General features: G+C 66.0%; 29 protein-coding genes. 16 read left to right on the forward strand and 13 right to left on the reverse strand.

Annotation, left to right across the window (positions count from 1 at the left end; translation table 11 throughout):
• The first annotated feature begins 7 nt into the window (after positions 1–7).
• Positions 8–811 (forward strand): CmcJ/NvfI family oxidoreductase, encoded by an 804-nt coding sequence (locus GRI89_RS10170; protein WP_159794778.1) that lies wholly within the window; start codon positions 8–10, stop codon positions 809–811.
• Here the strand turns inward: GRI89_RS10170 and GRI89_RS10175 are convergent.
• Positions 808–2,001, reverse strand: coding sequence for an FAD-dependent oxidoreductase (locus GRI89_RS10175; protein WP_159794780.1), 1,194 nt, complete (start codon positions 1,999–2,001; stop codon positions 808–810). The two genes, GRI89_RS10170 and GRI89_RS10175, sit on opposite strands and share 4 nt — an antisense overlap.
• Positions 2,002–2,115: 114 nt before the next feature.
• Between GRI89_RS10175 and GRI89_RS10180 the strand changes: the two genes are divergently transcribed.
• The 9 genes from GRI89_RS10180 to GRI89_RS10220 all read left to right on the forward strand — a co-directional run bounded on the left by GRI89_RS10180 (position 2,116) and on the right by GRI89_RS10220 (position 9,498).
• A complete protein-coding gene (locus GRI89_RS10180) occupies positions 2,116–3,345 on the forward strand; it encodes a serine hydrolase domain-containing protein (protein ID WP_159794782.1) in 1,230 nt (409 codons plus the stop codon).
• A gap of 130 nt (positions 3,346–3,475) precedes the next feature.
• Complete coding sequence (locus tag GRI89_RS10185) at positions 3,476–3,865, forward strand: carboxymuconolactone decarboxylase family protein (protein ID WP_159794784.1); 390 nt, start codon at positions 3,476–3,478, stop codon at positions 3,863–3,865.
• Positions 3,865–4,341, forward strand: coding sequence for a nuclear transport factor 2 family protein (locus GRI89_RS10190; RefSeq protein ID WP_159794786.1), 477 nt, complete (start codon positions 3,865–3,867; stop codon positions 4,339–4,341). Before GRI89_RS10185 ends, GRI89_RS10190 begins: the two co-directional genes overlap by 1 nt.
• 10 nt (positions 4,342–4,351) lie before the next feature.
• Positions 4,352–4,765 (forward strand): nuclear transport factor 2 family protein, encoded by a 414-nt coding sequence (locus GRI89_RS10195; protein ID WP_159794788.1) that lies wholly within the window; start codon positions 4,352–4,354, stop codon positions 4,763–4,765.
• A gap of 5 nt (positions 4,766–4,770) precedes the next feature.
• A complete protein-coding gene (locus GRI89_RS10200; RefSeq protein WP_159794790.1) occupies positions 4,771–5,523 on the forward strand; it encodes an SDR family NAD(P)-dependent oxidoreductase in 753 nt (250 codons plus the stop codon).
• A 145-nt stretch (positions 5,524–5,668) separates the two neighbouring features.
• A complete protein-coding gene (locus GRI89_RS10205; protein WP_159794792.1) occupies positions 5,669–6,814 on the forward strand; it encodes a serine hydrolase domain-containing protein in 1,146 nt (381 codons plus the stop codon).
• Positions 6,815–6,938: 124 nt separating this feature from the next.
• On the forward strand, positions 6,939–8,501 hold the full coding sequence (locus GRI89_RS10210; protein ID WP_159794794.1) for a phytoene desaturase family protein: 1,563 nt from the start codon (positions 6,939–6,941) through the stop codon (positions 8,499–8,501).
• On the forward strand, positions 8,498–8,713 hold the full coding sequence (locus tag GRI89_RS10215; RefSeq protein WP_159794796.1) for a hypothetical protein: 216 nt from the start codon (positions 8,498–8,500) through the stop codon (positions 8,711–8,713). Before GRI89_RS10210 ends, GRI89_RS10215 begins: the two co-directional genes overlap by 4 nt.
• Positions 8,710–9,498 (forward strand): SDR family NAD(P)-dependent oxidoreductase, encoded by a 789-nt coding sequence (locus tag GRI89_RS10220; protein WP_159794798.1) that lies wholly within the window; start codon positions 8,710–8,712, stop codon positions 9,496–9,498. Before GRI89_RS10215 ends, GRI89_RS10220 begins: the two co-directional genes overlap by 4 nt.
• Here the strand turns inward: GRI89_RS10220 and GRI89_RS10225 are convergent.
• Entirely contained in the window at positions 9,495–9,878 is a 384-nt protein-coding gene (locus GRI89_RS10225) for a hypothetical protein (protein ID WP_159794800.1), read from the reverse strand. The two genes, GRI89_RS10220 and GRI89_RS10225, sit on opposite strands and share 4 nt — an antisense overlap.
• Before the next feature lie 127 nt (positions 9,879–10,005).
• Here GRI89_RS10225 and GRI89_RS10230 point away from each other — a divergent pair, with 127 nt between their 5' ends.
• The gene (locus GRI89_RS10230; RefSeq protein ID WP_159794802.1) at positions 10,006–10,254 is read left to right on the forward strand and encodes a hypothetical protein; all 249 of its coding nucleotides are present in this window, start codon (positions 10,006–10,008) and stop codon (positions 10,252–10,254) included.
• Positions 10,255–10,266: 12 nt separating this feature from the next.
• Here GRI89_RS10230 and GRI89_RS10235 read toward each other — a convergent pair whose 3' ends face one another.
• The 10 genes from GRI89_RS10235 to GRI89_RS10280 all read right to left on the reverse strand — a co-directional run bounded on the left by GRI89_RS10235 (position 10,267) and on the right by GRI89_RS10280 (position 20,191).
• Positions 10,267–10,722: a nuclear transport factor 2 family protein gene (locus GRI89_RS10235; protein ID WP_159794804.1), complete on the reverse strand. Its 456-nt coding sequence runs from the start codon at positions 10,720–10,722 to the stop codon at positions 10,267–10,269.
• Positions 10,723–10,735: 13 nt separating this feature from the next.
• Positions 10,736–11,992 carry an MFS transporter gene (locus GRI89_RS10240; RefSeq protein ID WP_328598203.1) on the reverse strand — a complete coding sequence of 419 codons (1,257 nt, stop codon included), beginning with the start codon at positions 11,990–11,992 and terminating at the stop codon, positions 10,736–10,738.
• Positions 11,989–12,873 carry an NAD(P)-dependent oxidoreductase gene (locus GRI89_RS10245; protein WP_159794806.1) on the reverse strand — a complete coding sequence of 295 codons (885 nt, stop codon included), beginning with the start codon at positions 12,871–12,873 and terminating at the stop codon, positions 11,989–11,991. Before GRI89_RS10245 ends, GRI89_RS10240 begins: the two co-directional genes overlap by 4 nt.
• Positions 12,870–13,679, reverse strand: coding sequence for an N-acyl homoserine lactonase family protein (locus tag GRI89_RS10250; RefSeq protein WP_159794808.1), 810 nt, complete (start codon positions 13,677–13,679; stop codon positions 12,870–12,872). Before GRI89_RS10250 ends, GRI89_RS10245 begins: the two co-directional genes overlap by 4 nt.
• Positions 13,680–13,884: 205 nt before the next feature.
• Positions 13,885–15,060, reverse strand: coding sequence for a cytochrome P450 (locus GRI89_RS10255; protein ID WP_159794810.1), 1,176 nt, complete (start codon positions 15,058–15,060; stop codon positions 13,885–13,887).
• A complete protein-coding gene (locus GRI89_RS10260; RefSeq protein ID WP_159794812.1) occupies positions 15,057–15,950 on the reverse strand; it encodes an MBL fold metallo-hydrolase in 894 nt (297 codons plus the stop codon). The genes GRI89_RS10255 and GRI89_RS10260 overlap by 4 nt, the downstream gene beginning before the upstream one ends.
• A complete protein-coding gene (locus GRI89_RS10265; RefSeq protein ID WP_159794814.1) occupies positions 15,950–17,617 on the reverse strand; it encodes a GMC family oxidoreductase in 1,668 nt (555 codons plus the stop codon). Before GRI89_RS10265 ends, GRI89_RS10260 begins: the two co-directional genes overlap by 1 nt.
• A gap of 93 nt (positions 17,618–17,710) precedes the next feature.
• Entirely contained in the window at positions 17,711–18,517 is an 807-nt protein-coding gene (locus GRI89_RS10270) for a hypothetical protein (protein WP_159794816.1), read from the reverse strand.
• A 138-nt stretch (positions 18,518–18,655) separates the two neighbouring features.
• Complete coding sequence (locus GRI89_RS10275) at positions 18,656–19,030, reverse strand: hypothetical protein (protein WP_159794818.1); 375 nt, start codon at positions 19,028–19,030, stop codon at positions 18,656–18,658.
• A 138-nt stretch (positions 19,031–19,168) separates the two neighbouring features.
• Entirely contained in the window at positions 19,169–20,191 is a 1,023-nt protein-coding gene (locus tag GRI89_RS10280; RefSeq protein ID WP_159794820.1) for a GlxA family transcriptional regulator, read from the reverse strand.
• A 129-nt stretch (positions 20,192–20,320) separates the two neighbouring features.
• Between GRI89_RS10280 and GRI89_RS18170 the strand changes: the two genes are divergently transcribed.
• Positions 20,321–20,446 (forward strand): hypothetical protein, encoded by a 126-nt coding sequence (locus GRI89_RS18170; protein ID WP_268891752.1) that lies wholly within the window; start codon positions 20,321–20,323, stop codon positions 20,444–20,446.
• Positions 20,447–20,477: 31 nt separating this feature from the next.
• A complete protein-coding gene (locus GRI89_RS10285; RefSeq protein ID WP_201290908.1) occupies positions 20,478–21,059 on the forward strand; it encodes an OsmC family protein in 582 nt (193 codons plus the stop codon).
• A gap of 76 nt (positions 21,060–21,135) precedes the next feature.
• Here the strand turns inward: GRI89_RS10285 and GRI89_RS10290 are convergent, their stop codons facing one another.
• Positions 21,136–21,918, reverse strand: coding sequence for a citryl-CoA lyase (locus GRI89_RS10290; RefSeq protein WP_159794822.1), 783 nt, complete (start codon positions 21,916–21,918; stop codon positions 21,136–21,138).
• A gap of 137 nt (positions 21,919–22,055) precedes the next feature.
• Between GRI89_RS10290 and GRI89_RS10295 the strand changes: the two genes are divergently transcribed.
• The 3 genes from GRI89_RS10295 to GRI89_RS10305 all read left to right on the forward strand — a co-directional run bounded on the left by GRI89_RS10295 (position 22,056) and on the right by GRI89_RS10305 (position 24,885).
• The gene (locus GRI89_RS10295; protein ID WP_328598204.1) at positions 22,056–23,174 is read left to right on the forward strand and encodes a CaiB/BaiF CoA transferase family protein; all 1,119 of its coding nucleotides are present in this window, start codon (positions 22,056–22,058) and stop codon (positions 23,172–23,174) included.
• A gap of 125 nt (positions 23,175–23,299) precedes the next feature.
• Complete coding sequence (locus GRI89_RS10300) at positions 23,300–23,848, forward strand: VOC family protein (RefSeq protein ID WP_159794824.1); 549 nt, start codon at positions 23,300–23,302, stop codon at positions 23,846–23,848.
• A complete protein-coding gene (locus GRI89_RS10305; protein ID WP_159794826.1) occupies positions 23,848–24,885 on the forward strand; it encodes a 5-methyltetrahydropteroyltriglutamate--homocysteine methyltransferase in 1,038 nt (345 codons plus the stop codon). Before GRI89_RS10300 ends, GRI89_RS10305 begins: the two co-directional genes overlap by 1 nt.

The following is a 24,885-nucleotide window of genomic DNA, read 5'->3' on the forward strand; positions in this document are numbered from 1 at the left end:
AGGCGCCATGGGTGAGGCAATAATCTGCGACGTCGAGTCGGTAATGAAATATGTGGTGCGCGGCGAGAAGGCCACGTTCCATCCCGGGGACCGCTCCAAGAGCTACTGGCCGGTCGACGAGCACCGCGTGAAAATTCGCGATGTACGACCGAAAATCCGCGAACTCTCGATCGAACGCAACGGCTTCGTAGTCGTCGACGAACCGACCTGCGTAACCGATTTCACTGACGCGGCCGAACTGAAGCGTTACTGCCGCCAGGCCGAAGGCGTAGTCCGTCGTCTGACGGGCGCAGACAAGGTTGTCAGTTTCGGGCCGATGCTGCGGTCAAACGCGACGGACGCCACCGATCACAACCAGCCAGCTTTCGGCGCCCACGTCGATTACGGCGAAGAATCTGTGGCCGATTTCACTCGCGAGCTGCTCCCCCCGGACGAGGCCGAGCGACGGCTTGAGCGGCGGCACATGCTGATCAATGTCTGGCGTCCCATAGTCATGGTCGAAAGTGCACCGCTCGCCGTCTGCGACGCCCGCACGGTATGGTGCGAGGACCTGTTCGACAGCGAAGTCGTCGGCGGGCTCGGCGACTTCAATCGCCGCTCGCTATGGGGATTCAACCTCGCCTACCACCCGGGCCACCGCTGGTACTGGGTGCCGCACATGCAGCCGTGGGAGGCACTGGTCTTCAAGCTGTTCGACAGCGACCCCGAAGCCATCCAGTTCACCGCCCACAGCGCGTTCGATGATCCCAACACCCCGCCCGACGCTGCGCCGCGCCAGTCGATCGAAGTCAGGACAATCGCCTACTTCTAGCGTTCGGCCGGGCTCGTCGTCTCAAGCCCCTTGGTGAACATCAGCCGTTCGAGCCGGTAGTCGGGATCGCGTACCATGCGGCGCATGCCGTCCAGCGCCGCGTCGAGTCGCTCACCGCTGCCGCCGCAGGCGTGGAAGACGAAGTCCTTGTAGGCGCAGGCCTGCGGGCTGGTCTTGTCGAGGAAGATCGCCCGGCGCTCCTCAGCCCAGGTATCGAGCAATGCCGGATCGGCGCCGTCGAGCACGATCGCCGCCAGCGTCGGCCACAGCGAATAGGCGTCGAACAGCCCGGTCGTCAGGCCGAAGCCGCCTGTCGGGTTGGTGACATGGGCGGCATCGCCCGCCAGCACCGTTCGGCCCAGCCGGAAAGTCGAGGCGCAACGCTGGTGCATCTTGTAGGGCGAGGACTGGACCAGTTCGTAGCCGCCCTCACCCGGCAGCAGGTTGGCATAGGCGTCGGGTATGCGGTCGAGATAGCTTTCCTCGGGCAGGGCCATGTCTTCCATGAAGGTGCAACGCCACAGCCCGTCTCGGGTAATCTTGACGATCACCGCGCCCCACTTCTCGTCGATAACCATGGTCGATTGCCAGTAGCCGCCGCTCTCGAAGTCGTGGCGGACGTTGGTAGCGACGAAGCGTTCGGGCCAGGTCATGCCGTCGAAGGAGAGGCCTGACGCCTGCCTGACCGAGCTGCTCGCCCCGTCCGCCCCGACGACCCACTTCGCGCGCAGTTCGACCGGGCCATCCGGACCGTCGGCACCAACGGTCACGCCATCGGCATCCTGCACCAGTCCGGTGAAGGCGGTGTTCCAGCGAATCTCGGCCTTGCGCATCGCCTGCAGCCGGCGCAGGCAGATATCGGCCAGCATGTCCTGCCCGAGCTGAATGTTGTAGTTGAAGCGCGTGACCCGATCGAGGACCTTGAGGTCGTAGGGCATCTCCTCGCCGGTCGCCTTGCGCAGCCAGAGGTAGTCGTCCTTTGTGTAGCCGATCCGCTCGGCCTCTTCGCGAATGCCGAGCCGCTCGAGCCCGTCGAGCATCGACCAGTGATAGACGCAGGCACGCGGGCTGCTGATGATCGCCGGGCCGGCTTCGATCAGGCAGACCGAAACGCCCGCCTGCGCCAGCCCCAGCGCGGTTACGAACCCGGTCGGCCCGCCGCCGACGACCAGCACATCGCAATCTCCCATGCGCCACTCATGGCGCAATGATCGTTAGCGTGCAAAGGGCCTTTCGCTGGCCAGTGCGCTGGCCTACGCTAACGCGCGTTAGAGTCGCAACGGCTCGGCATTTGGGAGAGAGACTTGGCACTCGCCGAATTCCACGAAACCATATCTGCGCGCGGCGGGGAATACCCGTTGCGTGGACGCTACGACGAGAAATTCGCCCCGGCCGTGGAGGCGTTCTACGAGAACTTCCGGCAGGAAGAGGAACTCGGCGCCGCCTGTTCGGTGGTGATCGACGGCGAAACGGTTGTCGACCTGTGGGGCGGCTGGGCCCGTGCGGACCTTTCCGAAGAATGGGACGAGCACTCGACGGTCTGCATGATGAGCGTCGCCAAGGGCGTGACCGGCGTATGTTTCAACATGTGCGTCGATCGGGGCCTGATCGATCCCGACCTTCGGATCGCGCACTACTGGCCCGAGTTCGCGCAGAACGGGAAGCAGGATATCACCGTCCGGATGGTCCTCGACCACACCGCGGCGATCCCGGTCTTGACCGACGACGTTATGTATCCCGGCGGGTTCTTCGACTACCCAGCCTACATCAAGGCGCTGGAGGCGCAGCATCCGCTGTGGCAGCCGGGCACCCGCGCCGCCTACCACGTGCACAACCAGGGCTTCCTGCTCGGCGAGATCATGCGCCGGGTTACCGGCATGACGGTCGGTCCGTTCCTCAAGGAGAACGTCACCGAGCACCTGCGCGCCGAATACTACATCGGCGGCATGGACGAGCAGCAGCAGGCGCACGTCGCCGAAGTGCTGCCCAACACCAAGGCGCGGCTATTTGCCGCCAAGGACGTCGAGATCCCGCCCAAGCCGTCCACGCCCGAAGGATGGCAGGACGGCGCGGTGCTGCGCAGCTTCGCTTTTCTGCAGAACCCGGCCGAGCCGTGGCACACGACGATGAACTCGCCGATCTGGCGCACCTGCGAAATCGCCAGCGGATCGGGCCACGGCAATGCCCGCAGCGTGGCGCGCATCTACGGCGCGACGGTGGGCGAGGTCGACGGTGTCTCGCTGATGTCGAAGGACCAGCTCGAACGCATGATCACCGAGCAGCACAACCAGGTCGAGCTGCTGCAGGACCGGCCCTACCACCAGGCCAACGGAGTGCTGCTCAACACGCCCGAGGCGGTCTACATGGGCCCCAACATGCGCAGCTTCGGCCACCACGGCCTCGGCGGCTCGATCGGCTTCGGCGATCCGGATGCGAAGCTCGGCTTCTCCTATTGCTGCAACCAGATGCACGCCGTCGGCGACAACGGCCCGCGTGCGCGGCGGCTGATCGACGCGGTTTACGGCGCGCTCTGATGGCCGCCTTGTACGCCCGCCTTCGTCATTCCCGCGCAGGCGGGAATCCATCCATCCCCTCCGCTTGCCGCAAGGTCAGCTGGACCCCCGCCTTCGCGGGGGTGACGAGGTAAGTTTCAGGAAAGAGAAAATGGACAAGGAACTCTACGACAAGGGCATGAAGATCCGCCGCGAGGTGCTGGGCGACGCCTATGTCGACCGCGCGACGGCCAACCCGAACCCGTTCAACGCGCCGCTGCAGGAGCTGGTCGCAACCTATTGCTGGGGATGGAACTGGGGGCGCGAGGACCAACTGCCGCGGCGCGACCGCAGCCTGATCAACCTGGCCATGATCGCGGTCCTGGGACGCAGCCACGAGCTCAAGATTCACACCCGCGGCGCGCTCAACAACGGCCTGACGCGCGAGGAAATCCGCGAAGTTCTGCTGCAGGTCGGCATATATGCCGGCATCCCGGCGGCGGTCGACAGCTTCCGCATCGTCAACGAGGCCTTCGCCGAAATCGACGCGGAGACCGAGTGATGGACGCCCTCACCCGCCTGCAGATCGAGGCCGCCTGCGGGCGGCTGCCGCTGCTCTTCGCCAAGTATGCCGACAACGGCGACCATGCCGCGCTCGCCGCGTTGTTCACCGAGGACTGCGAGTTCGCCCGGCCGTTCCAGCCGGATTTCCCGTTCTTCGGCCGCGCCCGGGTGCAGGCGATCTTCCGCGACCGTCCGCCGATCCTCGTCCGCCACATCGTCAGCAACGTGCTGGTCGATGCGATCAGCGAGACCGAGGCGCGCGGGACCAACTACCTCGCCATGCTTTCATGCCACTCTGCCACCGAGCCGCCGCAGCCCGCGGGCGGGCTCTATGTCGGCGGGTTCGAGGACCACTACGTCAAGGTCGAGGGCCGCTGGCAGTTCAAGAGCCGCTACGGCCACGTCGCCCTGCACCAGGGCGGCGACATGCCCAATATCCCGCCTCCGAGCGATGAAGCGAGAGGCCTGAAATGAGGACCAAGCAATGACGGTCACTGCCCAGAACGCCAACGAGCAGCTCGTGCTCGACTTCTTCGAGGTCCTGTCCTCGGGCGACCTCGAGAAGCTGCGCGCATTCTATCACGAGCACTCGGTGTGGGAGCCCAAGGTCAAGGACATCGCCGGGGCCGGCAAGCACATCGGCATGGACATCATCGACAAGTTCCTCGCCCCGGTGCGCGGGATGTTCGAGCCGGGCGACCCCAAGGTCCACGTCCAGAACATGTTCAGTGCCGGGCCGTGGGTTTGCGTCGAGAGCTATTCGACCGGCAAGACGCTCGACGGCCTCATCTACGAGAACGACTATTGCTGGGTGTTCGAAGTCTCGAACGGCAAGATCGACGCCATGCGCGAGTACATGGACAGCCATTACACCGCCAAGCTGTTCGGGATGGAATGACGCCAATGGCGAAGTTCGACGGACGGCCGATCCTGATTTCCGGCGCCGGGCGCGGGCTGGGCGAAGGGATCGCCAAGCACCTCGCCAGCGAGGGCGCGATCGTCGGCGTCGCCGACGTCAACGGCAATACCGCGCGTGACGTCACGGCAGCCATCGCGGCATCCGGCGGCAAGGCCTTCGCCTACGAAGCCGATCTCGGGCGACGCCAGGCGTTTTTCGACGTCGCGGAGGCATTCGCGCGCGACGCCGGACCGCTTCGAGCGGTGATCAACAACGCCAGCGTGCTGGTCTACGAGCCGATCGAGGCGGTGACCGAGGAGACGCTCGATCGGATGCTTTCGGCGGGGCTCAAGAGCGTGTTCTGGGGGGTGCAGGCGTTCCTCGCCCACCGCGACGAGAGCGTCGGGGGCAACATCCTCAACTACTCCTCGCCCGTGGCCTACCGCGGCCGGCCCAACACCGGCGCCTACACCACGATCAAGGCCGGCATCGCCGGGCTGACCAAGGTGCTCGCCGGCGAACTCGGCCCGCGCGGCATCCGCGTCAACGCCATCGCCCCGGGCAGTGTACCGACCCCGGCGACCGAAGGCTTCGTGACGCCGGAGCAATACGAACAGCGGGCGAAGAACATTCCGCTCAGGCGCAATGGCACGCCGCAAGACGTCGCGGCGGCGGTGGCGTTTCTGCTCTCGGATGAAGCCGAATTCATCAACGGGGCCATGCTCGCCATCGACGGCGGCATCATCGCCGCGGGGTGACGGCAATGCTGCATTTCTTTCGTCATTGCGAGGAGGCCCGGACTTGTTCCGGGGCGACGCGGCAATCCAGAGCGTCGCGCACAGCCGCCCTGGATTGCTTCTCCCGGCGCAAGGCCGGGCTCGCAATGACGAACAAGGGGGTTTGATGGCAAACGTCTGGCACGAACGGCTCGAAACCCTTCACGAGGTCATCCTCGCCGATATCGCGCGCGGAGATTATTTCGGTGCGGTGCTGACTGTCGGACGCGGCGGAGAAGTCGTCTTTGCCGGTGCCTTCGGGGCCGAGGACGGCGAAGGCGAGCGACCGCTCAGGTACCAAAGCGTCTTTTCGATCTTCTCGGTCACCAAGGCCTTCACCAACGTCCTCATCATGAAGGCGATCGAGGAAGGCCGCTTCGCGCTGACCACCAAGGTGAAGGACGTCCTGCCCGAGTTCACCGGTGCGCCGCGAGAGGACGCGACCTTCTACCACCTGCTGACCCACACCGCGGGCATGCCCGGCGTGTGGACGCCCAAGCCGGGGATGTTCCTCGACCGGCTGCAGGAACTGTACGAAGCCTCGATCGAAAACGTTGCGGGCGAAGTGCCGCCGGGTACGCGCTGCGACTACTCGCCGCTGGTCAACCACGTGCTGATGGGCACCGCGCTGGTACGCACCGACCCGCAGGGCCGCGATTACCAGACCTTGCTGCATCAGGACCTGTTCGCCCCGCTCGGGATGAACAGCACCAGCATGGGACTGCGTCCTGACCTCAGGGACCGGCACGTGAAGCCCGACATGCGCGGGACGGTCCCGATCCAGCACCTTTCGCGCAACATCGAGGGCGACCACGCGCTGTTCGAAGACCCCGCAGTCGAGGCCCCGCACGTCGGCTGCGCCTCGACCAGCGAGGACCTCTACCGCTTCTCCGAAATGCTCCGCCGGGGCGGCGAGCTCGACGAGGTGCGCATCCTCTCGCCGGCGATGATCCGCCTCGCCCGCAAAGTCCACACCGGCGACATGCCCAACCAGCTCTACAAGCGGGTGGCCGAGAATGCCGGGTGGCAAGTTCCGCCCGCCAACCAGGGCATCGGCTTCCAGGTGCGCGGTACGGGGGTGTTCCACCACCTGTTCGGCAGCCTCGCCAGCCCGGAGACCTTCGGCAACTACGGCGCGGGCAGCACGATGTTCTGGGTCGATCCCGAAGCCGATGTCAGCTTCGCGCTGTGCAGTGCGGGCGTGATGACGCAGGCGGCCAATATCGAGCGCTGCGGGAAGCTGTCCGACATTGCGCTGAGTGCGATGATTTGAAACCGAAAATGACAGGAGATCTCGTCATTGCGAGCGAAGCGAAGCAATCCGGGGGGGCTCTGCACTGCCCTGGATTGCTTCGTCGGCTTCGCCTCCTCGCAATGACGAGAGCAGGAGAGACCAGGTGAGTGACGCCGACATCATCGTCATCGGATCGGGCCACAACGGGCTCGTCGCCGCGGCCTACCTCGCGGTGGCGGGCAGGCGCGTGCTGGTGCTGGAGCGCAACGAGTGGTTCGGCGGCGGCGTGGTCAGCCGCGAGCTGACCCGGCCCGGCTTCACGCACGACCAGCACTCGATGAGCCACATCTTCATCCAGGGCAATCCGCTGCTCCTGAACGACGAGCTCGGACTCAAGCGCAAGTACGGCCTGCGGTACGTCTTCCCCGACGTGCCGATGATGAGCGTGTGGGAGGACGGCACGACGCTTCCGCTGCACCGCGATCCGGCGAAATCGGCCGAGGCGATCGCAAAGTTCAGCACCAGGGATGCCGAGACCTTCCTCGCCATGAGCAGGCAGGCGGCCGAATGGCTGCCGATGATCCAGGCCGGACTCTATTCGCCGCCGATGCCGCTTGGCGCGCAAACGGCGATGATGGACCAGAGCGCCGAGGGCCGCGAGATCTGGCGCACCACGCAGGTCAGCACCTTCGACCTGATGGAAGAGCTGTTCGAACACGAGAAGGTCAAGGCGCACTTCGGCCGGGTGGCGGGCGAGAACCTCGTCAGCCCGGACGAGAAGGCGACCGGGATAGGCGCCTACGTGTTCCTCGGTTTCCTCGAGAAGTTCGGCTTCGGCGTGCCGGTCGGCGGCTCGGGCAGCCTGACCAACGCGTTGATCGCCTGCATCGAGGACCACGGCGGCGCAGTGCGGGCGAACTGCACGGTGCGCGAGGTCGTGACCGACGGCAGCCGCGCCACTGGCGTCGTGCTCGACAGCGGCGAGCGCCTGTCCTGCGCCGATGGCGTGATCGGCGCGATCCACCCGCATGTGCTGCCCGACATGGTGCCCTCCGTCTCGGCCAGCGTGGCGAAAAACGCCCGCCGAACACACATCACGCTCGCAGCCTGTTTCACGGTCCATGCAGCGCTTCATTCACCGCTGAAATTCAAGGCCGGCGACCTTTCGGCGGTCATGTACGAGCTCATGCCCGCCAGCTACGAAGACATGCGCCGCGCCTTCGACGAGCTGCGCTATGGCGGGATGAGCCCCACCCCGCTGATCGGCGTCGGCCAGCTCACCCAGCACGATCCGAGCCGCTGCCCCGAGGGCAAGGCGATCTTCCACGCCTGGGACTACGTCCCCTACGAGCGCCCCGACGGGCGCAGCTGGGACGAGGCCAAGGGCGAATTCGCCGACAAGATGATCGCGCAGATGTCCAACTACATCGAGAACGTGCCGGATATTGTACTGGAATATCATTGCGATAGCCCGGTCGACATGGAGCGCACCTCCCCAAGCTTCTTCCGCGGCGACCTCCACGGCATCGCCACCACCACCTACCAGTCGGGCAGTCACCGCCCGACGCCGGAGCTCGGCCAGTACCGCGTGCCGGGAATCGAGCGGCTCTACCTCGTCGGCCCCTTCCAGCATCCCGGCGGCGGCGTCTTCGGCGCAGGCCGCGCGACCGCGATGGTCATGGCCGAGGACGTCGGCATCGAATTCGACCGGATTTCAGTGCCATGAAGATCTACGCCGCCGACAAGAGCGAGCTGATGCAGGTCACCAAGGTCGAGCGCCAGGGCGACAACCTCGTGCTCAAGGGCAAGGTCTTCGGCACCATGCCGATGGCCGCCACGCTGACCCCGGCCGAGGCGCGTGCTTTCCGCAAGCTGCTGACGCCGAAACTGATGTGGTTCCTCGTAACGCTGCCGTTCCGCAAGGGAGATACGAAATGAAGCCGCGCCATGAAGGCAAGTCGATGCTGGTGACCGGCGCCGCCGGGGCGATCGGCTTCGCCACATGCGAAATCCTCGCCCGGGAAGGCGCGCGCGTCATGCTGGTCGATATCGCCGAGGACCGACTGCAAGCACGCACCGCCGAACTCCACGACAAGGGCTACGACGTCCACGCCTACCTCGCCGACTGCGCCGACGAGGAGCAAGTGAAGGCTTACGCCAAGGCGGCGATTGATGCATTCGGCCATGTCGACGGGTTCTTCAACAACGCCGGAATCGAGGGGACGCTGGCCCCGACACACGAGTACCCGGTCGATGAATTCGACCGCGTCCTGACAGTCAACCTGCGCGGCATGTTCCTTGGCCTGCGCCACGTCCTTCCCGACATGGTGCGGCGCGGCTCGGGCGCAGTGGTCAACACCGCCTCGATCGGCTCGGAGCGCGGGCTCGCCGGGGCCTGCGCCTACAACGCAGCCAAGCACGGCGCTGTCGGGCTGACCCGCACCGCCGCCAGCGAAGTTGCGCAGAAGGGCGTCCGCGTGAACTGCGTCATGCCCGGGGTAATCGAGACCCCGCTGCTCGTCGGAATGCTCGAACAGATGTTCGACAGCGTCGAGGCGGGCATGCAGAAGCTCGGCGAAGTCGCCACGCTCAACCGCGTCGGGCAACCGAGCGAAGTCGGCGAGGTGGTCAGCTTCCTGCTCAGCGACGAGGCGAGCTACGTCAACGGCGCGAAGTGGGAGATCGACGGCGGCGCGCTGGCGACAATCCGCAACGATATCTAGATCTTCGACACCCGGAAGTTGCCTATCCACGACAGCCCGCCGGCAACCGCGGTGCAGGCGATCACCGAGACCGCGCCGTTGGTGTGATCGACCCGGCACACGCCCCTGGCCTCGAGCGTCGCGCCGGTGCGCGGGGTGACCGAGCGGACCTTGAGCAAGTCGCCGTCCCAGATACCGGCGAAGCGCATCATCCTGCTGTTCCATTCGCGGTCGACGAAATCGATCCCCTCGTCATCGGTGTCGACCTGGCTGCAACTGAGCCGGACCTCGCCGGGTCGGGGGTCGCCCAGTACCGCTGGATACATGCACCGCCCGTCATAGGTGGCGGGCGCGCCGGAGACGGCGGCCTCGGCCAGCGCAAGGATCGCAAGCAGGCTCATTTCGCCTGTCTACCGCAGCCCGCTCACCCTCCGCCAGCGGATTAACCATGATTCTACAGTGGTTTACCATGTCGGAACCGGTGGGGGCCACCGATGGTTCTCCCAGCAAAGGCAAAGGAGACCTGAAATGATTGGCAAGATTATCGGTGCAATACTCGGCAAGCAGGTGGCGGACCATTCGGCATCGATCAGCGGGCCGACTGGCGCAATCCTCGGCGCCGTGTCCGGCACCGTCTTGCGGCGCGCCAGCCTTCCGGCCCTGATCGGGCTCGCCGCAGGCGGCTATGCGCTCAAGAAGTACAAGGACCGACGCGACCGCGAGACCGCCAAGCGCAAGAGCTTCGAAACCCCGCCGGTGCAACCGTCGGCGGCTTGAAGCACAGCCACCCTATTGCTCGAAGCGCGACAGAACTTCGCCTGCCCAGCCCATGATGTCCTTGCGGGCGATCTTCCACTCGCCGCCTTCCCTGGCGACGATGTCGCGGATGTGCCCGCACCAGTGGAGATAGGGCTTGGCCGGCGGCCGGTTGATCGTCGCCCAGGCATAGCTCAGAACCTGCCAGTGATCGGCCCGCCCTTCAGGATCGGGCTCGAAGATCACGTTGGAGAACAGGTGCTGGTGGCCGGGAAAGTCGGGCCGTTCGTGGAACTTGCGGATGAGCTTGCGGATGTCCTCGCGCCCCTTGCGGATTTCAAGCGTTCCCTCTGATGTCTCTTCGGTCGCCTCGCCGTCGGCGGTGTAGCAGTCGAGATATCCTTCTGTGTCGCCGGTATCGAGGGCGCGATAGTAGCGCGCCATCAGCTCCTGGATCGCCAGTTCGTCTTCGACCGTGGGACGGGGCATCGTGGATTCTCCTTCAGACGGCGAGTGGGGCAGTTGCGCCCTTGCGGGCAAGGATGCGCGGCGCCGTCTCGCGCAGGAACAGCGCCGCCGTGCCGCCAAGCAGCGCCAGCGCGACGAGCAGCCAGCACACGGCCTGCAGTCCGTAACTGTCCGACAGGCCTCCCGCGAGCGAAGGGGCAAGCACACCGCCGAGCACTTCGCCGAGGCCCATGACGATGCCCATCGCGGTCGCCGCCTGCTGCGGTGCGACGCTCTCGTGCGGCACGGTAGCCATGAACATCGGGAAGATGCCGTTGAACATCCAGCCGACGAAGAACAGCAGACCGAGCGTTATCGCCGGCCCGTCGTACCAAAGCGCGGCGAGCGGCAGGATCACGCCGCCGAACGTGAACAGCGACATCACGGGCCGACGCCCGAATAGGTCTGACAGCCACGGGATGAGGAAGCTGCACAGCGCGCTCGACACTCCGAGCACCGCCATCAAGCCCGCGGCGGTCGTGTCCTCGATCCCGCGCATTTGCACCAGCACCAGCGGCATGAAGGCCCAGGTGACGACGAGGTAGGCAACCAGCACGACGGCCATGAAGCTGCACACCAGCACGTTGCGATTGCCCAGCACCTCCATCACCGGCGCGCGCGATCCGGCAGCGCGCGGCGCAGGCGGCGGCAGCTTGCGCTCGATCACCAGCAGCCAGATCAGCAGCGCCGAGACGATGCCCGGCAAGGCGGCGAGGAAAAAGGCGTTGCGCCAGCCCCAGGCCAGCGCGATCGGGACGAGCATAAGCGGCGCGAGCGTCGAACCCATCAGGCTCGAACCGAGGTTCTGGGTAATGCCCATGGCGACGCCGCGGTTCTTCGGCGTCACCTCATTGGCGACCATTGCGTGGCTGAGCGGCATGACACCGCCCTCGCTCAGTCCCATGACCAACCGTGCGGCGAGCAACATCAGGAAGCTGGTGGCGAGGCCAGAGAGCACCGAGCACAGCGCAAACAGTACAGTGCAGGCGACGATCAGTATCTTACGCTTGCCCGCCTTGTCGCTCAGCCAGCTTACGAAGATCGCCGCAAGTGCCCAGGTCAGCGACAGCGCCGAGCCGAGCATGCCGACCTGCGTGTAGTTCAACCCGAGGTCCGGCTGGACGTAGGGCATGAGGAAATTCAACGCGTTGCGGTCGAAGAACAGGATGCCGAAGTTCACGCACAGCAGCACGACCAAGAGCACCTGGTAGCGCGCCGGAGCGCTGCCGGGCAGATGCACATCTTCGCTCACGCGGCGCGCTCGGGATCGAGGCCGGCGTCTCCCTCCACCACCTTGGCCATGGCGGTGAAGTCGGCGTCGTCGCCGTAAGTCGCAAGAGTGCGGTCGAGCAGGGCGGCAAGCCGTTCGCCGGTCGGCAGCGGTACGCCCATCGCCGCGGCTTCATCGAGCGCGAGGCGGGTGTCCTTGAGGCTGAGCTGGGCGGAAAAACCGAAGTCGAAGGTCCGCGGCAGGACGCTGCGCGGCCACTTGTCGCGCGTCGCCGAGTTGGCCCCGGTCCCGGCGTTGAGCACCTCGATCATCCGCGCGGGGTCGAGCCCCGCCTTGATGCCGAGCGTCATCGCCTCGGCGGTGGTGGCAATGGCGGCAAGGCTGAGGAGGTTGTTGGCGAGCTTGGTCACCTGCCCCGCGCCGGGCGTCTCGCCCATGTAGAACGGCTTTCCAAGCCGCTGCACAATTGGTTCAATCTCGCCCCACAAGACCTCGGGCCCGCCGCACATGATCGCCAGCGTCCCCAACTCCGCGCCGCGGATGCCGCCCGAGACCGGGGCATCGAAACTCGCCACGCCCTGGGCCGATGCCATGTCGTGGAGTTCCTGCGCCAGCTTCGGTCCCGAAGTCGAAAGGTCGCATAGAATGCGAAGATGCCCGCCTGAGAGGATTTCCGCTGCTGCCGCGCGGACGATCGGCGGCGTCGGCAGGCTCATCAGCACGATATCGCACTGCGCGCCGAGGGCGGCGGCGGAGCCGGCGGCTTCAGCCCCCTTGGCGACCAGCGCTGCCACGGCATCGGGCGAGATGTCGTGCACCAAGAGCCGATCGACGTGGCCGAGAAGGTTGGCAGCCATCGGCGCGCCCATGCGGCCTAAGCCCAAGAATCCCACAGTCGTCATTGTGTCTCCGAAATCGGGGTGTGCGGGGCGAGGTCGACCCGGGCGATGTCGTTTTCGCTGTGAAAGCAAGCAAGCACCAGCGGGTCGTGCCCCGGAATCAGGTGGTCGAGCGAGCCGCCGGCCAGTTCGAGCGCGCGCTCTTGCGCCGCCCGGTATTCCTCCTCGTCGACGAAGATCGGGAAGGGCAGCTTGCGGGTCAGGTTGGCGTAAAGATGCGCGGCGTCGCTCGCCAGAACGACGGTCCCCCGCTCGGTCTGGCACGCCACGAGCATCAGCCCTGCGGTGTGGCCCGGCGCGAGGTGCAGGCGGATGCCGGGAGCGAAGTCCTCGTCGCCGTCGTGGAACACCACGTGGTCGGCGTAGAGCTTGCGCACCAGCTGCGCGACCGGCTCGCCGTCGAACGGAGCACGGGTCGGCTGGTCGCAGACATGGCGGCTGGTAGCAAAGGCAAGTTCGGCATCCTGCACGTGGAACCTGGCGTTGGGGAACAGGCCGAGCGAGCCGGCATGGTCGTAATGCAGGTGAGTCAGGATCACGTCCTGCACCGAGAGATGGTCGATGCCAGCCGCGCGCAGCCCCTCGTTCACCGGCCGGATGAGCGTTCGCCCCCTCGCCGCCGCAGCAGCTTCGCCGAAACCGGTGTCGACGATTACCGGCGGAAACCCCTCGCGGTGGATCGCCCAGACGAAATAGTCGAGCGGCATCGGCAAGTCGTGATCGTCGACCGGCGTGGTGAAGTTTGCTGCTGCATTGCGCTCGTGCCGGGCGTAGCGGATGGCATCGATGCGGGTGACGGGGGCGGTCATGTGAAGAGTTTATCCCACCGCCATCGTCATTGCGAGGAGCCGCAGGCGACGCGGCATTCCATGGCGATCCTGCGCGCCGCCCTGGATTGCCGCAGCCCTTTCAGGGCCTCGCAATGACGATGGGTAGGGCTGCGCTGCAATCGTTAACTTCGCCGCTCCTGAAGCCTCGGAACCCTGCATTTCCGCGCCTTTTGCCATGGTTAACTCAAGCAAACTTGAGCTTGACGGGTTGCCGGATCGGCCCGTGCCCGACGGTCGTCATCCACGGCTCGTAGGGTCCGGCAAGCTCGATCGACTCCACCTGCCCAACGATTTCGCCGAGCAGCGCGCTCGCTTCCATCTGCGCCAGCACCCTGCCGACGCAGCCGTGCACGCCGTAGCCCCAGCCGAGCGAGTGCTTGTTGTCGCGGTCTAGCCGGTACTCGTCGGGCGCGTCCCAGTAGCGCGGATCGCGATTGGCGGCGGCGAACATCAGCCCGCAACGAGTGCCCGCGGGCACCAGAATGTCGTCGATTTCGACATCGGTGGTGGCGATGCGCCCCGCCATTCGACTCGGGCTGTCCCAGCGCAGCGATTCGTCGAACGCCGCGCGCACCTTTTTCGGATCGGCGCGCAGCTTCTCGTACTCGCCCGGGAACATGGCCCAGGCGCGCAGGGCGTTGGCCATGGTAATGAAGGTCGTGTCGGCCCCGGCGCTGAGCACGGTCTGCAGCAGCAGCTTGGCCTCGTCGGGCGTGACCTGTCCGGTGTCGGAAGCGGCATAGATCGTCTCGCCGATGCCGGCGGGGTCGAGCGCCGAGCGCTCGCATTGCGTTTCGAGCCAGGTGATGACCGCCGAATAGTCGTGCTGCATGGCCTGGTCGAACAGCTCGCCCGGCGGCCCCATCGTCGCCCAGACCATCTCGGAAAAGCCATGCATGTGCTCGCGCCCTTCCTCGGGCAGGCCGAGAATGTCGGGCAGGACCTGGAAGACATAGGCCTGCGTCACGTCGCCGACGGCATCGACGGTGCCGCGCTCGCGCAGCCGCCCGAGCAGCGCCTTGGCGCGCTCCTCGAAGATGCCCTTCACGCGCTCTAGCGCACGCGGGCTGAGCGCATCGGCGATGACCTTGCGGGTCTGGGTATGGCGCGGCGGATCGTCGGTGAGGAGGATCTCGGGGCGCGGGCTGGTCGGATCGTGCCAGGGGCGGCTGGCAGATGAAAAGGTCTTCCAGTCGAGCAGGCCCTTGGTGACGTGTTCGTGCCTGGCAATCATCACCGTCCCGTCGTGTAGCCGCACCGCCGGGGCGAATTCGCGCAGCGCATCGTCGACCTCGCGGGCATTGCGCACCGCTTCGGGGGTGAAGATGTCGAGATCGTAGGCAGGGACCTCGCGACTCATAGCCCCAGCCCGTGGAACCAGGTTTCACCGTCGGCGCCGGTTTCGAGGTGGCCGGCGGTCGGTTCGAAGAAGTGCGCGCCGATCACTATCACGCCGCTGTCGCGGTATTTCTCGACGAAGCCCATGCGGGTCTGGCGGCCGGCTTCCTTGTCCATGTCGAAGGTCGCCGCGCGGTGCGGCATGGCGCACTGCATCGGGTGGTGCATCAGGTCGCCGGTAATTATAGCATCTTTGCCCATAGAGCTGATGCGGACGTGTACGTGGCCGGGTGTGTGGCCGTGGCTCGGCTCGCAGTAGATGCCGTCGGCAATTACATGATTTGCTTCGATAAAGTCGGCCATCCCGGCGGCGACGATCGGGTCGACGCACTCGACGAGGTGGGTGTCGGTGTGATGCCCGTCGTGGCGGATCGTCTCCTGCCAGGCCTCGTATTCCTTGCGCCCGAACAGGTAGCGGGCGTTGGGGAAGGTCGGCTTGTATTCGCCGGTTTCCGGGTCCTTGTAGGTGTTCCAGCCGACGTGGTCGAAGTGCAGGTGGGTGCACATAACCGTGTCGACGTCATGCCGCGTCACGCCGAGGCTTTCGAGGTCCTCGAGAAACCCTTCGGGCAGGTCGCAGAACACGTCGAAATCGCGCTGCCGGCCGGCGCCGATGCACGAGTCGACGACAATTACACGCCCCGGCGCCTGCACCACGAAACCCTGGAAGTTCATCCGCTGCCGCCCGTCGGGCGTGGCGTAGTGCGGATGCAGCCATTCGAGCGCGAGGACTTCCTCCTCGGTCGCCTCGGGCATGGTCATGCGGATGTCGTCCTGGAAGTCCCACAGCTCGACGATGCGCGTCACGGTGACGTCGCCGATCTGCCAGCTTTTCATGTGTTCTCGGGCCATCAGGCAGCCTTCCTCTTCGACTTGGGTTTGTAGCGCGCCACGCTCTCCGGCGGCAGTTCGGCGGCGGGCAGCGCGGGCTTGCCGAGCACGAAGTCGGCGCAGCGTTCGCCGATCATCACGCAGGGCGCGTTGGTGTTTCCGCCGATGATCGAGGGCATGACCGAGGCGTCGGCCACGCGCAGTCCCTCGATCCCGTTGAAACGTAGCTCGATATCGACCACCGCGCCCGCGTCAGAGCCCATGCGGCAGGTGCCGACCGGGTGATGCACGGTATAGCCGGTCTCGCGGATATAGGCGTCCCACTGCTCGTCGCTCTGGCAGTCCGGCCCGGGCGCAACCTCGACGCCTTCGTACTGCGCGAACGGTTCGGTGGCGAAGGCGCGGCGCGCGATTTTCAGCGCGCGGATCAGGGGCAGGATGTCGTCGGGATGTTCGAGCAGGTGCGGGTCGATCACCGGCGCGGCGGCGGGATCGGGCGAGCCGAGCCGCACCGTGCCGCGGCTCTTGGGATAGAGGCAGACCGGACTGATGGCATAGCCGTGGCCGAGCGGGAACGGAATCTTGAGGTTGGTCAGCCGCCTTGCCGGCTGGAACACAAACTGCACGTCGGGCTTGTCGAGCCCGGGCGCGGTGCGCAGGAAGGCGACAGATTCGAACACGTTGCCGGCGAGCGGCCCGGTGCGCGTGGCGAGGTATTGCAGGAAGTGCCAGATGTCGCGCGGCATGACCCGCCACGAGATGCCGTAGCTGGTCGGATCCTGCGTCTCCATGTGGATCGGGCTGGCCGGGTGGTCGTGATAGTTGGCGCCCACGCCGGGCACGTCCTTCACGACCTCGATGCCCATCTCCCTGAGGTGCGCCGCCGGACCGATGCCGGAGAGCATGAGCAGCTGCGGCGTCTGCACCGCGCCGCCCGACAGGATCACCTCGCGCCTCGCCCGGATCACGCGTCCGTCGGCGAGCTCGACACCGACCGCCCGGCCGTTTTCGACCAGCACCCGCGCGACCATCGCGCCGGTCTGCAGGTGGACCTTACCCGCCCGGACCATCGGCCAGAGCATGGCCTTGGCGGTGCTTTCGCGCTGCCCGTCGCGCAGCAGGCCCTGACGGCGCCCGTAGCCTTCGGAGTTGGCGCCGTTGAAGTCTTCGCACGCGGGAAATTGCAGCTCGCCCAGCGCGTCCATGAAGGCGTAGTTCAGGCGGTTGGGGTTGGCGACGATCTTGACGTTCACCGGTCCGCCGCGACCGTGGAACACGCTGGCGGGGAATTCCTCGTTGTTCTCGGTGCGGGTGAAGTAGGGCAGCACCTCGGCATAGGACCAGCCTCTGCAACCTGCGTCGGCCCAGTCGTCGTAATCGGTCGGGTGACCGCGGAAATAGACCATGCCGTTGATCGAGCCCGAACCGCCGACCACGCGCCCGCGCGGCACCGGGATGCTGCGCCCGGCCATGCCCGGCTGCGGAACGGTGGCGAACCGCCAGTTGGTCTCCTTGCGGCCGATCGCCGCGGCTACGAAGCTCGGGATGTGGATGAACGGGTGGCTGTCCGGCCCGCCGGCCTCGATCACGCAGGTCGTGGTGCCGGGATTCTCGCCCAGCCGCGCCGCCACGCAGGCCCCCGACGAGCCGGCCCCGACGACGACAAAATCGAATTCCGCAGCGTCCATGAATCTCTCCCGCACGCAGTTTGCGCGGGGGTCGTTAGCTTGGCAAGGACTCAATCGTCACGGCCGTTAGGATGGCGTGTGACAAGGCCGCGATCAGAAATTGAGCAGCTTCACGCCCGTTTCGATCGCCCAGTTCCCCGGCCGGTTCTTGCCGAAGACGAGCGAGGGTTTGACGTAGATCTGCAGTGCCCCGCCGAACACCTTGCCGACCGTCCGCCCGCCCGTCACCGCAAGGCCGGCGTAGGCCGTGTCGCCTTTCCAGTTGTAGACGAAATAGGGATCGACGGTGACGAAGTTCGCTTTGTCCTTGAGCTTGGGGACGTAGTAGAAATCGAGTGTCGTGGCGCTCACCCGCGAACGTCCGGCATCCACTCCCACGCCGTGACTCTGCTTCCAGGCAGGCGCGAATATCGACCCGTTCTTGAGGAACATGGCGTAGATGAAAGTGCCGTTGAGCACGGTCTGGCCGGTACCTGCCTCGGCCCGCGAGGCGGTATCGAAGGCGACTTCGCCCTGCAGGACGATACCGTGGGTCTTCGTCACCACCGGGATGTGGAGGAAGCGCACGGCGACATCGCCCAGCACCATGCCGTCGCGTCCCGCCCCGTTGTTGCTGACGAAAGGAACGGAGGCGCGGAGCGCCGAACGATCGCCCAGCGGCTGCTCGTAGCGGAGCATCAACGTGTCCTGGTTCAGATCGCCACGCAGGTCGAAATGCTCCCAATAGACCTGCGCCAGTGAAACGGGCTTGGTGGGGTCGGTGCCGTTGTTTTCGGCTGCCGGTTGCGCTTCGCCGCCGGCGTCGTCGGACTGGGCAAGGACCGCGCAAGGCGCGAGCGCCAGGCCGACCGCCATAATCGCCGAGAGCCTTGGCAAACGGCTGGCAAGGTAGCTTTTCACGAGGTTCTCCGATCACGGCAACGCCCTTGGCGGTAGCCAGCCGCATGAGCCTAGTGCGGAGAGGGCGGGGTTCCATCGGAACTAACCCCTATGCGGCGCGGAAAGAGGACGGCCTCCGAACCACTCCTGGAAGGACGCTCAGGAATTGGGCAGCGGGGAATGTTCCGAGCGCCAGCGGATCATGTAGGCGACCAGCGAATCGACCTCGTGCGGTTCGAGCCGGAAGCCCATCTCGATCGGGTAATTGTGGCTGTCCCTGAGGAAGGCGCCCAAAGCTTCGGGCGTCATGCCGGGCCGGTCGACGATCTCGGCAAAGGTCGGCGCCCGCTCGTTGGTGGACTCACCTCCCCCGCCGGTCTGGTGGCATCCGCCGCACTTGTCGCGCGCAATGATCAGCCCCATCGAGGCACTCGCCTCGGGGGGCTCGCCGACCGTGGAGCAGGCGGCGAGGGCGAGGAGGAGGCCGCTCGGTGCTGCCCAAGCGGGCAGGTATCCGAATCTCGACGTTTTCATGGTCGTATTCCCCACCTCGAAACTTTTTCAGATCATGAGGGCCTCTTGGGACACCGAGACTACTTACGTCATTGACTGAGCGCAAATCCACCTCGTCTCGGCAATGACTGTATTTGGAGCGAGCACGCTAGCGTCATTTCAGGCGCTGGCGATCGGCCGGAACATGCGGCGATATTCGCCCGGGTTGAGCCCGGTCAGGCGTTTGAAGAGGCGGCGGAAGAAGGCGGCGTTGTCGTATCCGACCTCGGCGGCGATCTCGTCGACTGCCGCCGCATCCTCCTCCAGCAGGCGCTTCGCCTCCTCTATCCGCAGGTTCTGGACGTAGTCGATCAGCGCTACGCCCGTCGCCGCCTTGAAGCGCCGCTTCAGCGTACGTTCGGCCAGCCCCGAGGCCTCGACCGCACCTCCGACCGCTGCCGATTGTGCGAAGTGATTCGTCAGCCATTCCTCGACCCGGCGAATGGCGGCATCGGCATGCGGCTGGCGGCGGACGAGCGCGGCGAACGGGAGCTGGCCCTCGCCGTGCCACTTGAGCAGGTACACCTTGGCGATCCGCATCGCCTCACCGGGACCGCAGTGGCGTGCGACAATGTGGAGGGCGAGGTCGTGCCACGAGGTGGTCCCTCCCGCAGTGACCAGTCGCCCTTCGCCGTCAGCAATCACCAGGTTGGGTTCGGGGCGAAACCGCACCGCCGGGAACCGCTCGCGGAACAGGTCGATATAGCCCCAGTGCGAAGTTGCCTCGCGCCCGTCGAGCAGGCCGGTCGAAGCCAGCAGGATGGCGCCTGAACACGCCGAGTAGACTGCCGCGCCCGCCTCGTAGCGCGACCGCACCCAGCGTTTGACGTCGTCGTGCCGGCCATCCAACGCATCGCTCGGCGCGAGCCAGATCTCCGGAACGATGACGATATCGCAGTGCGGATCGTCGGCAACCGAAAGGTCGGGGCTGACGGGAATGCCGTTGCCGCATCGGAACGGCTCGGTCGTGGGCGAAACCACGTGAGGTTCGATCAGTTGGCGGCCGGCCTCCTCGCCGACCAGCTCGTTCCAAAGACTCCCGGCCGAGCCCAGCACGTCGACCATCCCGTAGAGCGCCGATCCGGCGGTTTCGGGCAACGCGACAAGCCCGGCGACGAGCGGCCTGGTGGACGCATTTTCCATAGCTGCTCCTGCATTTTGTGGCACAAATGGACTGTTATCGTCCAAAATCGACCTGAGCAAGCGGCAAATCGGGGCCTAGTCCGGGGTCATCGGCGGAAAAGGCCCGCCACTTCGACAAGGACTGAAACGATGACCTGCAAGACCACCCTGACCCGCCGCGACGCGCTGACCGCGTTCGGCCTAGCGCTGCTTTGCAGCACCCTGACGCTCGGCTCGACACTCGAGCTGTTCGTCATCACCGGCGCGCTCGCCTGAGCGGAGCCGGATCCAGAAAGGAAACCAGACCATGACCATGCACGACAAGACGATGCGCGCCGCCCCGACGGTGAACGGCCTCGACATGCAGGCGGCGACGGCAACGATCGCTGCGCTCAAGGCCAACCCGGAGCTGGCGCAGTTCCAGTTCCGCGCCCGCAACAAGTGGATCGACGGCGGCGTGAACATCTCGACCATCCGCGATTTCTACGGCGCCGGCCGCGAAGACGACAGCCGCGCGACCGATTTCACCTTTACCAACGGCGAACCGCCTGTGCTGCTGGGCAACAACGAAGGAGCCAACCCTGTCGAGTTCCTGCTCCACGCGCTGGCCGGATGCGTCACCACCACCACCGTGCTGCATGCCGCGGCGCGCGGGATTACGATCTTCGAGCTCTCGACCGAGCTCGAAGGCGAGATCGACGTTCAGGGCCTGCTCGGCCTCGATGATTCCGTCTCGCCCGGTTACCGCGAGATCCGCATCAAGATGCATATCGAGGCCGATTGCAGCGACGAGGATCTCGACGAGCTGCTCGCCTTCACCCCGGCGCACTCGCCGGTCTGCACCACCGTGTGCCGCCCTGTCCCCGTCAAGGTCGAACGCGTTCGCTAACCCACCGCGCGCAATGCCCCCCGCGCGAGCGGCCTCCGGCACTGTCTTTGCCGGGGGCCGCATCGGCGTTTGCGGGCTATTCGCCGTCGTACTCGATCGCCTTTGCCGCCGCTCCGCTCATGATGAAGCCGATCGGCCGTTCGGCCTCTTCGGTCAGGTGGCCGATCAGGCCCGCCGTGCGGCAGAGCAGGCCGATGCCTTTCAGCGCAGCCAGCGGGAAGCCGACATCGAGCATGATCGAAGGGATTGCGGCGTTGACGTTCATCGGCAGGTCGCGGCCGATCGTCTCGGGCAGCGCGGCCTTGAGCGCGCGCATCATCGCAACGTACTCGCCCGAAACGCCGCGCTCGTCGGCCAATGCTAGCAGCTTGCCCGCACGCGGGTCGCCGCCCGAGTGTTGCGGGTGGCCGAAGCCGGGGACGGCCTTGGTGTGCTCGCGCCACTTGAGGATGTTGCGCTTGGCGACCTCCTCGATCGGATCGCCGCTGGCGCGCAGGTCCTCGACGCAGGAGGCGTAGAACTTGCCGGCGATCTCGGCGCTGCCGAGCACCACCGAACCGCAGCCGAGCAGCCCGGCGGCAACCGCGCCCTGCACCGCCTCGGGCGCGGCGGCGAGCGTCATGCGCGCGGCGACCACGCTCGGCACGAGGCCATGCTCGGCCAGCGCCACCAGAACGGCATTTGCGAAGAACACCTGGTCCTCGTTCGGCATCTGCCCGGTGACCAGCAGCCAGAAGTAGCTGGTGAAGTCGATCTGCCCGATTAGCCCGTTCACCAGGTCGTGCCCGCGCACGGTGATCGATTCCGCGTCCGAGGTGCAGATCGCGGTGTAGGGCTGGTCCTGTTTGCCGATGCGCATGGGCTCTCCTTTTCGCGTGCCTTGAAGCACCCAACCCCGTTCGTGTCGAGCGAAGTCGAGACACGCGAGCGCAACGTGTCTCGACTTCGCTCGACACGAACGGCTAGGGGAACGCCAAAGCAGATCGGGAGACTTCAGTGGCCAAACCCCTCGCAGGCATTCGCGTGCTCGACATGGGCACCTTCATTACCGGTCCGGCTTGCGGGATGCTGCTGGCCGACATGGGGGCCGAGGTCATCAAGGTCGAGCAGCCCGGCACCGGCGACCCTTTCCGCGCCTTCAAGGGCGACCTCTATTCGCCGCACTTCCAGACCTACAACCGCAACAAGAAGTCGATCGAGGTCAACACCAAGGACGAGGGCGACCTCGCGAAATTCGACGCGCTGGTGAAGACCGCCGACGTCTTCATCCAGAACTTCCGCCCCGGCGTGGCCAAGCGGCTAAACGTCGATGCCGAACGGCTGCAGGGCATCAACCCGCGGTTGGTCTATGCCGACATCTCCGGCTTCGGCAACGACGGGCCGTGGCGCGACCGCCCGGCATTCGACACGGTTTCACAGGCCAGCACCGGCTTTTTGCGCCTGCTGGTCAACCCCGAGAACCCGCGCGTGGTCGGCCCGGCGATCGGCGATGCAGTGACCGGTTTCTACGCCAGCTACGGCGTGCTCGCCGCGCTCTACGAGCGCGAAAAGACCGGCAAGGGGCGGCGCGTCGAGACCTCGATGTTCGAGGCGATGTGCCATTTCAACCTCGACGATTTCACCCACTACCTCTCCGAAGGCGAGGTGATGGGGCCCTATTCGCGGCCGCACGTCAGCCAGTCCTACGTCTTCGAATGCGCCGACGGCGGATGGATTGCGCTGCACATGTCGTCGCCGCCCAAGTTCTGGGAGAACCTCGCCGAGGCGGTCGGCCAGCCCGACATGCTGCAGCGGCCCGAGTTCGAGAGCCGCCCGGCGCGCATCGCCAACTACGAGAAAGTGCTCGCCTTCCTCGCGCCGATCTTCAAGTCGCAGCCGCGCGCTTACTGGGAAGAGCGGCTCGCCACGCTCGAAGTGCCGCATTCGCCGGTGTTCAATTCGAAGGAAGTGGTCGAAGGGCCGCTGGGGCAGCACCACGGCATCGTCGCCGAAACCGACAGTCCGCGCGGCAAATGGCGCACGATCCGCAATCCCCTGCGCTTCGACGGCGAGCGCGAGAGCGAGGTCGTGGCGCCGCCCGAACTCGGCGCGGACAACGCGGAATTCCTCGGCTGAGTCCGAAAATCCGCCCGCGGCGAAACGAATACCTCGCAGGCTAACGAATTGCGCCGCGCCGCGCGTTTGCTAGACTATGTCCGAAACTGCGGAGCGCGAGATTCGCCCGCATTGGGAGAACCGAAATGACCAACAGCGTTCCAAGCCGCCTGCACCACACCGCCTACGTGGCGAAGGACCTCGAGGCGACGCGCCATTTCTACGAGGATATTCTCGGTTTCCCACTGGTCGCCACCTGGTGCGAGCAGGAAGAGCTGTTCGGAAAGGAGCGGACGTATTGCCACTGCTTCTTCGGACTTAAGGATGGCAGCGCGCTGGCCTTCTTCCAGTTCGCCCATGCCGACGACCAGGCCCAGTTTGGCCCGGAAATCCCGTCCTCGCCGTTCATCCACATCGCGCTCAACGTCGACAAGGCGACGCAGGACGAGCTGGAAAAGCGCATCAAGGACGCGGACCTCAAGGCGACCTACGTGCTCGAGCACGGCTATTGCCGCTCGGTCTACGTCGTGGATCCCGACGGCATGATCGTCGAGTTCACCTGCGACGCCGAGCACGCCGATCAGATCAACGCGATCCGGGCCAAGGATGCGCATAGCGAACTCAAGCGTTGGCTGGCGGGCGATCACACCCCCAACAACGACGTGCGTCCCTCGGTTCTCGAAGCCGCGAACTGATGTCGCTGCCCCTGCTGCCGACCTCGCTGGTCGGCTCGTACGCCCAGCCCGAGTGGCTGATCGACCGCGCCAAGCTCGCCGGCCGCTTCCCGCCGCGCACGCGGATGAAGGAGTTGTGGCGCATCCCCGAGGAGTTCCTCGAGGAAGCGTGGGACGATGCGACGATCTACGCCATCGCCGAACAGGAGCGCGCCGGGCTCGACATCATCACCGACGGCGAGATGCGCCGCGAGAGCTATTCGAACCGCTTCGCCACCGCGCTCGACGGCGTGGACATGGACAACAACGGCACCGCGCTCGACCGTTCGGGCGAGCCGGTTCCGGTGCCTCGCGTGGTCGGGCCGATCAGCCGCCGCCACGCCGTGCAGGTGCGCGACGTGCAGTTCATGCGCGAGCACACCAGCCCCGGCAAGGCGATCAAGATTACCGTGCCCGGCCCCTTCACCATGAGCCAGCAGGCGCAGGACGACTACTATGACGATCCGGCGGCGCTCGCGCTGGCCTATGCCGGCGCGGTCAACGAGGAGATCAAGGACCTGTTCGCCGCCGGCGCCGACGTGGTCCAGCTTGACGAACCCTACATGCAGGCGCGGCCCGACAAGGCGCGGGCCTATGGCCTGCAGGCGCTCGAACGCGCGCTCGAAGGCGTGACCGGCACGACCGCGCTGCACATCTGCTTCGGCTATGCCCACCTGATCCACGAGCGGCCCGAAGGGTACAGCTTCCTGCCCGAGCTTTCGGCCAGCGACGTCCAGCAGATCTCGATCGAGACCGCGCAGTCGAACCTCGACACTGCAGTGCTCGAAACGCTGCCCGGCAAAACGATCATCCTCGGCGTGCTCGACCTCTCGACCCACGCGGTCGAGGAGCCCGAGACCGTCGCCGCGCGGATCCGCAAGGGGCTGGCGCACGTGCCGGCGGAGAAGATCATCGTCGCGCCCGACTGCGGCCTCAAGTACCTCCCGCGCGAGGTCGCCTTCGGCAAGATGAAGGCAATGGCCGACGGGGCCGCGATCGTCCGCGCCGAGCTGGCGTAA

Origin of the sequence: Croceibacterium salegens, from assembly GCF_009827435.1 — a bacterium.
GTDB classification, from domain to species: Bacteria; Pseudomonadota; Alphaproteobacteria; order Sphingomonadales; family Sphingomonadaceae; genus Croceibacterium_B; species Croceibacterium_B salegens.